The 9,092-nt window shown below is 66.8% G+C and carries 7 protein-coding genes; 6 read left to right on the top strand and 1 reads right to left on the bottom strand.

The genetic code is table 11. The features are described from left to right. A partial coding sequence (locus ABDV68_RS00745) for a hypothetical protein (protein WP_343517725.1) occupies nucleotides 1-2,417 on the bottom strand: 2,417 nt, incomplete at its 3' end. A gap of 153 nt (nucleotides 2,418-2,570) precedes the next feature. Here ABDV68_RS00745 and ABDV68_RS00740 point away from each other — a divergent pair. Genes ABDV68_RS00740 through trbE form a run of 6 tightly spaced genes read left to right on the top strand, consistent with a single transcriptional unit; the run spans nucleotide 2,571 to nucleotide 9,044 of the window. Further along, nucleotides 2,571-4,589, top strand: a complete 2,019-nt coding sequence (locus ABDV68_RS00740; RefSeq protein ID WP_343517732.1) for a conjugal transfer protein TraG — start codon at nucleotides 2,571-2,573, stop codon at nucleotides 4,587-4,589. Nucleotides 4,590-4,592: 3 nt separating this feature from the next. Further along, nucleotides 4,593-4,997: a CopG family transcriptional regulator gene (locus tag ABDV68_RS00735; RefSeq protein ID WP_343517724.1), complete on the top strand. Its 405-nt coding sequence runs from the start codon at nucleotides 4,593-4,595 to the stop codon at nucleotides 4,995-4,997. Continuing rightward, the gene (trbB, locus tag ABDV68_RS00730; protein WP_343517723.1) at nucleotides 4,994-5,995 is read left to right on the top strand and encodes a P-type conjugative transfer ATPase TrbB; all 1,002 of its coding nucleotides are present in this window, start codon (nucleotides 4,994-4,996) and stop codon (nucleotides 5,993-5,995) included. The genes ABDV68_RS00735 and trbB overlap by 4 nt, the downstream gene beginning before the upstream one ends. Before the next feature lie 3 nt (nucleotides 5,996-5,998). Next, nucleotides 5,999-6,331, top strand: coding sequence for a TrbC/VirB2 family protein (locus tag ABDV68_RS00725; RefSeq protein WP_343517722.1), 333 nt, complete (start codon nucleotides 5,999-6,001; stop codon nucleotides 6,329-6,331). Further along, nucleotides 6,328-6,597 (top strand): VirB3 family type IV secretion system protein, encoded by a 270-nt coding sequence (locus ABDV68_RS00720; RefSeq protein WP_343517721.1) that lies wholly within the window; start codon nucleotides 6,328-6,330, stop codon nucleotides 6,595-6,597. Before ABDV68_RS00725 ends, ABDV68_RS00720 begins: the two co-directional genes overlap by 4 nt. Further along, on the top strand, nucleotides 6,591-9,044 hold the full coding sequence (gene trbE / locus ABDV68_RS00715) for a conjugal transfer protein TrbE (protein ID WP_343517720.1): 2,454 nt from the start codon (nucleotides 6,591-6,593) through the stop codon (nucleotides 9,042-9,044). The genes ABDV68_RS00720 and trbE overlap by 7 nt, the downstream gene beginning before the upstream one ends. The last annotated feature ends 48 nt before the right edge of the window (nucleotides 9,045-9,092 follow it).

The raw sequence follows: 9,092 nt of genomic DNA, 5'->3' as shown, positions 1-9,092 counted from the left end.
GCAGGATAAAGCTGATTGGGTGCAGGTGGCGCTTCGCCAGCGTTTCGTGCGCGGTCGACCACCTCGATAAGCACGACAGAGCCGGGATGGGACGGACAGCGGAGCCGCCGAAAGAGCGGCTTGTCCTCCAACAGCAGATCCGCGTCCGATAGACAGCTGAGATTGATGCCGGTCGGCAGATGCAACCGGGTCGGTGAGCTCAGGCTACCTTCACGATTGCGCAGGAAGGAAATATCGGCGAGGCGAGCGACGACCTTAGGAGTGAGTAGCGGCAGGTGTCGTCGCAACAATTCCTCGAACGGTGCGGCCAGTTCAGGTGCTTGCTCGACGATGCCGGCCACGGCGATTAAGTCGTCGGCGAGTACCTTCCGGCGAATCGCGAGCCGCTGAAGCAAGTCCGACCGCTGCCGCCACGCCGCCTCGGGTGCGCGAACCACTCTCTCGAGCAATGCGGTGTCTTTCGGCGGCAGGATGGCGAGCGCGTCCGGCCGTGCCCAATGGCCCTGATCATCGCGGACGACAGGACTTTTCCGGATCACTCCGACCAATCGAGACGTCAATTTGGCCGTGGGAGACAGAAGATGGCGGTAGAGCGCCTCGCGTTCAGCCTCGGTGATCGTGCCGGACGTTGCTCGACCCGCGGCCTCTTCGATCCAGCGCGAGAGCTCGAAAGGCCGACAATGGCGAGCCACGGCCATATCGTTATGTAGGCGCGGGTGAAGCCGCGTTTCAGGCGGCTCCGGACACGCCTTCCACATGTCGGGATCGACTCGCACGAGCGTATGCGCCGGCACGAGTTTTCCGGTTGCTGACAGCGTACTGGGTGATTCACGAAGATCGCGTCGATTTTGCGGTGTCAGCCGCCGCTGAAGCGTGGTCAACGCGGCCGCCGTCCGGTGTTGTTCCTCGGGATTTAGCGCCTCATCGGGATAAGGGTCGTAGCTATAGTCGGCCTCGTCGTCGGCGAGCTTCGTTTGCAGTCTGGACGCCTTTCCGCCACCACAGCGCAGACACACTAGCGAATTGACGGTGAATCGCTTGGTCCCGCACGCAAGAGCAAAATCGGCCAAGCTCTCATGGTTGGCGAGATCGGGATGAAGATAGCTTTCCGAGCCCAAATGGCCTCTGAGCGCCTCGTGACTAGGCGTCACAAGATCTGCTGCGACGGTGGGGGTGCCAACTGCGTTTGGCCAGCATCGACGCGTCTTTAGACGCTCAAGAACGCGATCGGCGAAAGTTCGGTCTTCCGAACCCTGACGGAGAACAAGTTCGAAGGCGCTACGGCCGAAGCGCCCGAACCAGTCAGATCCCACGAGGTCGGCGGCCAGATCTGCTGCCTGATCGCTCAGCCAGGTGTTCCACTTGCTCTCAATTAGTCGGGTGCGCTCGGCGTCTAACTGAAATGGCGCTGAGATGCTCAGCGCACAGCCGGTCCGGGCCTGACTGGCCTGCAGCGGATAATAGCAGTGGCCGAGCCGATCGGTCACCGGCTTCCCGCCCTTCAGCGGGATAGAAACTGCGATGCGCACCCGGCCCGAGAACCGATAATAGGCAGGGAAATCAATGTCGTCGAATGCCTCTGGCAATTCGACTAGACGTGAGAATTCGAACTCCTCGTGCTCACGACGGTTGCGCTTGCCGTCGCGGGTTTCAGCCTGCAAGCGACCCTTGCGATGGACAGCGCTGACGCCCGCAGCCTTGGTTCTTAGACTTTCGGCGGACTGTCGCCATTGGAACCGGCGGCCGAGACGTTCGGAAGATATCGTGAGCGTCTGGATGCCAGCACGGCGGCCGGTCAGTGCCAACTTTACCAATGTAGGGAAAAGAGCGCGCTCAATATCTTCCAGCGCGCTTTCCTCGCGCTCGACGGTGAACGGCTCGAAGCGGCGTAGTTGCTCGGTCCGGAAGGGCACCTGAATGAGCACACCCTTGCGTCCCTTCGAGGCGGGATCGTCCTGGCGGCCCGCTCCAAACTCTTTGAAATCCAGAACCGCCATGTACCCGTTGGAGCGAACATGGATGCGGTCCCCCAAATGGAAAAGCGAGCGCATGCCGAGGTTCTTGGACCCGATGCTGCTTTCCTTCGGAATGATGAGTTCTCCCGAGGAGTCCCCGAGCACCTCCCCGGTCCCGATCAGTACTGACAGCCTACTCCATCCCTTCGGTGGAATAGCCCGTCCAGTACCGGTGATCTCGAGCTGGGTTTCGGTGAAGCGGATACCGATGTCAGTCCCGTCGGCATCGAACTCGTTCTGAACCAGCTCGCGGAATACGTCCGCTGCACCGTGTGCCGCCACGAACTCGTCGACAGGACTTGAGGCAATCCTCTGCTGCAGCGGCGTCACTAGCGCCGGGATTTCGATGCTTTCGATCGTCTTTGCGACTTTCGCCGAAACCGGCCTTGTCTTGCTTGCCATCCGTTTGGTCCCCTCCGGCGACGTTGGTGGCATAGATAGCCAAATAGCCAAAGCAGGCTCTTCAAGGCCCATCAGCGCCATTCTGTTTTCGCGCCCTTAGGCGGAGTCTGAGGCCATCCGGATCGACCCATGTCGACCGGCGGGAGCCTCGATGTGACGCCTACCAAATTACTCATTGGCCAAATCCTCGTCGTCTTCGCGATCGTGCTGTTGGGCGTCTGGGCCGGCACGCAATGGGCGGCGGCGATGCTCGCCTATCAGCCCGAGCTCGGCCCCGCATGGTTCCATATCGGCGGCCTGCCGATCTACCGGCCCTGGGCACTGTTCCCCTGGTGGTATCATTTCGATGCCTACGCGCCGCACGTCTTCGACCGCGCGGGCACGCTCGCCGCCGCCAGCGGTTTCATCGGCTGCGGCGCTGCGATCTTCGGCTCGCTCTGGCGGGCACGGCAGGCGCGCTTCGTCACCACCTACGGCTCCGCTCGCTGGGCGACGCAGAAGGAGATCGAGCGCGCCGGACTGCTGCGCGATGCCGGCGTGATGCTCGGCCGTCTCGGCGCGCGCTATCTCCGCCACGACGGCCCCGAGCATGTCATGGCGTTCGCGCCGACCCGCTCGGGCAAGGGCGTCGGGCTCGTCGTGCCGACGCTGCTGAGCTGGACCGGCTCGGCCGTCATTCACGACATCAAGGGCGAGAATTGGCAGCTCACCGCCGGCTGGCGCGCGCGCTTCTCGCACGCCCTGCTGTTCAATCCCACCGACGACCGCTCCGCCCGCTACAATCCCCTGCTCGAAGTCCGCCGCGGTCCCAACGAGGTCCGCGACGTCCAGAACATTGCCGACATCCTGGTCGATCCGGAAGGCGCGCTGGAGCGCCGCAACCACTGGGAGAAGACCAGCCATTCGCTGCTGGTCGGCGCCATCCTCCACATTCTTTATGCCGAGGAGGAGAAGACGCTCGCCCGCGTCGCCACCTTCCTCTCCGATCCGCAGCGTCCGTTCGTCGCGACGCTCCGGCGGATGATGACCACCAATCATCTCGGCACCGACGACGCGCCGCAGGTCCATCCCGTCGTTGCGTCGGCTGCACGCGAGCTCCTCAACAAGAGCGAGAACGAGCGCTCGGGCGTGCTCTCAACCGCGATGAGCTTCCTCGGCCTCTATCGCGATCCCACTGTCACCGAGGTCACCTCGCGCTGCGACTGGCGGATCGCCGACCTGATCGAGGGCGAGCGGCCGGTATCGCTCTATGTCGTCATCCCGCCATCCGACATCAGCCGCACCAAGCCGCTCGTGCGCCTGGTGCTCAATCAGATCGGCCGGCGCCTGACCGAGCGGCTCGACCAGTCCGGGAAGGAGCGGCGACACAAGCTGCTGATGATGCTCGACGAGTTCCCGGCGCTCGGGCGGCTCGACTTCTTCGAGACCAGCCTCGCCTTCATGGCCGGCTACGGCATTCGCGCCTTCCTGATCGCGCAGAGCCTCAACCAGATCGAGAAAGCTTATGGCGAGCACAATTCGATCCTCGACAACTGCCATGTCCGCGTCGCCTTCGCGACCAACGACGAACGCACCGCCAAGCGCATCTCCGACGCACTCGGCACCGCGACCGAGCAGCGCGCGATGCGCAACTATGCCGGCCACCGGCTCGCGCCCTGGCTCGCGCACGTCATGGTCTCCCGGCAAGAGACCGCCCGGGCGCTGCTGACCCCAGGCGAGATCATGCAGCTCCCGCCGACGGACGAACTGGTGCTCGTCTCCGGCATGGCGCCGATCCGCGCCCGCAAGCTGCGCTATTTTACCGATCGCAACTTCACCAAACGCGTCGCGGCACCACCGGCGCTGTCCGACGGCCACTATGCCGACCGGCCCGATGTGCGGAACGACGACTGGAGCGGCATCGTCCGCAAGCCCGACACTCGCCTCGGGCAATCGGAAGATTCGGAGGCGCAGGCCGAGGACGGCGGCCTCGAGCAGCAGCGCCATCCCGGCTTGCCGGAGCAGTCCACGCCACAGCCCGAAACTACGCCCGATCCGGCGGTCGCGCTCGCCGATGAAGAGGACGTCGCCGCCGACCAGCGCGCGATGGACCAGGCGCGCGGCCTCACCGCCGTCGCTCGCGGATACGCCCTCAACGAGGGCAGCGACCACGATCTCGTGCCGGGGCTGTAATCCATGAAGATCCGGCAGAACCTCTACATCGATCGCGAGCTCAGCGACGCACTGGAGGCGCTCGCCGCCGGCACCGCGGGCAACAAGTCGCGGCTGGTGAACGATGCGCTCGCCGATTGGCTAGCGCGGCGCGGCACGAAGGAGATCGACGATCTCCTGAAGATGCGCCTCGATCGGATCACCCGCGAGATCGAACATGCCCGGCGCGACATCGAGGTGCTGCTCGAAAGCCTCTCGCTGTTCGTCCGATACCAGCTGATGGTGACGGCTCCGCTGCCCGACGCCGACGCCGCAGCGGTCGCCGTCGGTCGCGACCGGTTCGAGAAATTCGTGGCGCAGGTCGGCCGCCAACTCGCCGCCGGCAAGCGGACGATTGGTCATGATCCGAGCGTCGGAGGCATGTCATGAGCGGCACCGGCCCTGATACCGTCTCCGAAGGTCGGCGCCGCGCGATGCTGCGCACCGCCATGGGACCGACGATCGCCGCCGCGCTCGCCGATCCTCTCGTGCTCGAGGTGATGGTCAACCCGGATGGCGCGCTTCGTCTCGACCGGCTGGGCGAGGGACGCACCGACACGCACGTCCGTTTCGATCCGGCGCAGGTCGAGCGGATCATCCGGCTCGTGGCCTCCCACGCCCGCACTGAGGTCCACGCCGACCGGCCGATCGTCTCCGCCGAGCTGCCGCCGCATGGCGAGGGTGCGGGCGAGCGCTTCGAGGGGCTGCTGCCGCCGGTGTCGCTCGGGCCCTGCTTCTCGATCCGCAAGCCCGCGACTCGCCTCTACACCCTGATGGATTACGTGAACGACGGCATCATGTCGGCCGACGCGGCCCGCCTGCTGTCGCTGGCCGTCGTCGAGCGCCGCAACGTCCTGATCGCCGGCGGCACCAGCTCGGGCAAGACTACGCTCGCCAACGCGCTGCTCGCCGAGATGGCGCACTTGGATGAGCGCGTGCTCCTCATCGAGGACACCCGCGAGCTCCATTCGCCTGCCGCCGACACCGTGGCGCTGCGCACCCGTCCCGGGTCCGTGACGATGGCGGACCTTGTCCGCTCGACGCTGCGCCTCAGGCCCGACCGCATCATCGTCGGCGAGGTGCGCGGCCCCGAGGCCCTCGACATGCTCAAGGCCTGGAACACCGGCCATCCCGGCGGGATTGCGACCGTCCATGCAAACGGCGCCGGCGCCGCGCTCTATCGGATCGAGCAGCTCGTGCAGGAGGCGGTGGTCACTGTGCCGCGGCGGCTGATCGCCGAGGCGATCGACCTCATCGTGTTCATCGAAGGACGCGGCACCGCCCGGCGGATCCAGACCATCGCCCGGCTCGCCGGCCTCGATCCGGACGGCAATTACGGCCTCGTCGACCTCACACCCATTCCCGAACCGTCCACCCACGGAGACTGATCCATGTCCAGAAGCTGCGCGCCTACCCGTCCGTTCTCGTCCCTGCCCCTGCTCGCCCTCGGCCTCGTCGCGCTCTCGACCCAGGCGTGGGCCGGCGGCTCCGGCATGCCGTGGGAGCAACCTCTGCAACAGGTGCTGGAATCGATCCAAGGCCCGGTGGCGAAAATCGTCGCCGTGATCATCATCATCACGACCGGGCTGACGCTGGCGTTCGGCGAGACCGCGGGCGGCTTTCGGCGGCTCATCCAGATCGTATTCGGCCTGTCGATCGCGTTCGCCGCCTCGTCCTTCTTCCTCTCCTTCTTCAGCTTCGGCGGCGGGGCGCTCGTCGCATGAACGGCGGGGCGCACATCGAGGGCTTCGAGGCGCCGATCCACCCCAGCCTCGGCCAGCCGATCCTGCTCGCCGGCGCGCCGCGCGGCCTCGCGATCGTCAACGGCACGATCGCGGCGGCGATCGGGCTCGGGCTCCAGCAATGGCTGGTCGGCATCGCGGTCTGGGCGATCGGGCACAGCCTCGCGGTGTTCGCCGCTCGCCGCGACCCCGACTTCGCGCCCGTGCTGCTCAGGCACCTGCGCCAGGAGGGCCATTTCTCGTGCTAGCGTTGCATGAATATCGGCAGCGCGCCGACCGGCTCGCCGATCACCTGCCCTGGGCAGCGCTGGTCGCGCCCGGCATCGTCCTCAACAAAGACGGCAGCTTCCAGCGCACGCTCGCCTTTCGCGGTCCCGACCTCGAGAGCGCGACCGAGGCCGAGCTGGTCGCCGCCTCGGCGCGCGCCAACAACGTGCTTCGCCGCGTCGGCTCGGGCTGGGCGCTGTTCTTCGAGGCGGAGCGGCGCGAGGCGCCCGGCTATCCGGCGAGCCGCTTCCCCGACCCCGTCTCCTGGCTCGTCGACGAGGAGCGCCGCGCCGGCTTCGAGGCCGAGGGCGAGCATTTCGAGAGCCGCTATTATCTGACCTTGCTCTGGCTGCCCGCGCCCGACAGCAGCGACGCCGCCGGTCGGGTGCTGGTCGATCGGCCCGACGATACCGGCGCCCGCGACTGGCGCGGCGAGCTCGCGCGCTTCGTCACCGAGACCGACCGCGTCCTCGACCTCTTCGCCGGCTTCATGCCTGAGGTGCGCGCGCTCGATGACGCCGAGACCCTGACCTATCTCCACGGCACGATCTCGGGCCGGCGGCATCCGGTCGGCGTGCCCCACACGCCGATGTATTTGGACGCGCTGCTCGCGGATACGCCGCTCGCCGGCGGGCTCGAGCCGAGGCTTGGCGACCTGCACCTGCGTACCGTCACCGTGCTCGGCTTTCCGAGCCTGAGCCGGCCGGGCATCCTCGACGCCCTCAATTCCGCGGATTTCGGATACCGCTGGACTACGCGCTTCATCGCGCTCGACAAGACCGACGCGACCAGGGTGCTGACCCGCATCCGTCGCCAGTGGTTCAACAAGCGCAAGTCGATCAGCGCGCTGCTGCGCGAGGTGCTCTACAACCAGCCGGCGCAGCTGCTCGACAGCGACGCCGACAACAAGGTCGTCGATGCCGACCTCGCCTTGCAGGAGCTCGGCGGCGATCATGTCGCCTTCGGCTATCTGACGGCGACCATCACCGTCGCCGACGCGGATCGCGCCCGCGTCGAGGAGAAGGTCCGCGCGGTCGAGCGGATCGTGGGCGGGCTCGGCTTCACCTGCGTTCGCGAGGGCGTAAACGCGGTCGAAGCCTGGCTCTCGTCGCTGCCGGGCCACGCCTATGCCAATGTCCGCCAGCCGCTCGTCCACACCCTGAACCTCGCGCATCTGATGCCGCTCTCGGGCATCTGGGCGGGGCCGGATGCGAACCGGCATCTTGGCGGGCCGCCGCTTCTCTATGCGCAGACCTCGGGCACGACGCCGTTCCGGCTGTCGACCCATGTCGGCGACGTCGGGCATATGTTCGTCGTCGGCCCGACCGGCGCCGGCAAGTCGGTGCTGCTGGCGCTGATCGCGCTGCAGTTCCGGCGATATGCAGTTTCGCAGGTCGTCATCTTCGACATGGGTTTCTCCGCCCGCGTAGCCGTCCTTGCGATGGGCGGCGCCCATTATGCGCTAGGCGCGTCGGGCGACGAGACCGGCCTAGCGTTCCAGCCGCTGCGCCGCATCGACGAGCCCGTGGAGCGCGCCTGGGCGGCCGAATGGCTGAGCGCGCTGCTCGCGCACGAGAGGGTCGCGGTCACGCCGCAGGTCAAGGACGCGGTCTGGTCGGCGCTAGGGAACCTCGCCACCGCGCCCATCGAGCAGCGGACGCTGACCGGGCTCTCCATGCTGCTCCAGTCGGCACCGCTCCGCATGGCGCTCACGCCCTACACCGTCGAGGGTCCCTATGGCCGGCTGCTCGACGCGGCCGACGAGACCCTCGCGTTCGCCGACGTGCAGTGTTTCGAGACCGAGGCACTGATGCAGCAGGCGGGTGTGGTCGCGCCGGTGCTCGACTATCTCTTCCATCGGCTCGAGGCGCGGTTCGACGGCCGGCCGACGCTCCTCATCCTCGACGAGGCCTGGAAGTTCCTCGACCATCCACTGTTCGCCGCGCGTATCCGCGAATGGCTGAAGACCCTGCGCAAAAAGAACGTCGCGGTGCTGTTCGCGAGCCAGAGCCTTGCCGACATCGCCGAGAGCAGCATCGCGCCCGCCATCATCGAGAGCTGCCCCCAGCGCATCCTGCTGCCCAACGACCGCGCGATCGAGCCGCAGAGCCGGCAGGCCTATGAGCGCTTCGGGCTCAACGACCGCCAGATCGAGCTGATCAGCCGGGCGACCCCGAAGCGCCACTACTACCTCCAGTCCGCCCGCGGAAACCGGCTGTTCGAGCTCGGGCTCGGCCCGGTGACGCTCGCCCTGTGCGGCGCGTCCGGCCCCGAATGGGTCAAGCGCGTCGACGCGCTGCTCGCCGAGCACGGCGCCGATGAGTTCGCGGAACACTTCCTCCGCGATGCCGGCCTCGACTGGGCCGCCGCCCTGCTCCCCCGCTTCCAACCTCCCCAACCGCAGACCTCAGAGGAGACAAGATCGTGACCCGTTCTGCCTATTCGTCCTCACGCAAGCACGTCATCGCCACCGCGC

This window comes from Sphingomonas sp. (genome assembly GCF_039595165.1).
Classification (GTDB): domain Bacteria; phylum Pseudomonadota; class Alphaproteobacteria; order Sphingomonadales; family Sphingomonadaceae; genus Sphingomonas.
Note: the sequence above shows the minus strand (reverse complement) of the source record. Positions and strands in the feature narration are given on the sequence as shown.

Excerpts from the sequence above, each read along its gene's own strand:
- ABDV68_RS00735 (WP_343517724.1), top strand. The coding sequence starts at position 4,593 with ATGAAGATCCGGCAGAACCTCTACATCGATCGCGAGCTCAGCGACGCA.
- trbB (WP_343517723.1), top strand. The coding sequence starts at position 4,994 with ATGAGCGGCACCGGCCCTGATACCGTCTCCGAAGGTCGGCGCCGCGCG.
- ABDV68_RS00725 (WP_343517722.1), top strand. The coding sequence starts at position 5,999 with ATGTCCAGAAGCTGCGCGCCTACCCGTCCGTTCTCGTCCCTGCCCCTG.
- ABDV68_RS00720 (WP_343517721.1), top strand. The coding sequence starts at position 6,328 with ATGAACGGCGGGGCGCACATCGAGGGCTTCGAGGCGCCGATCCACCCC.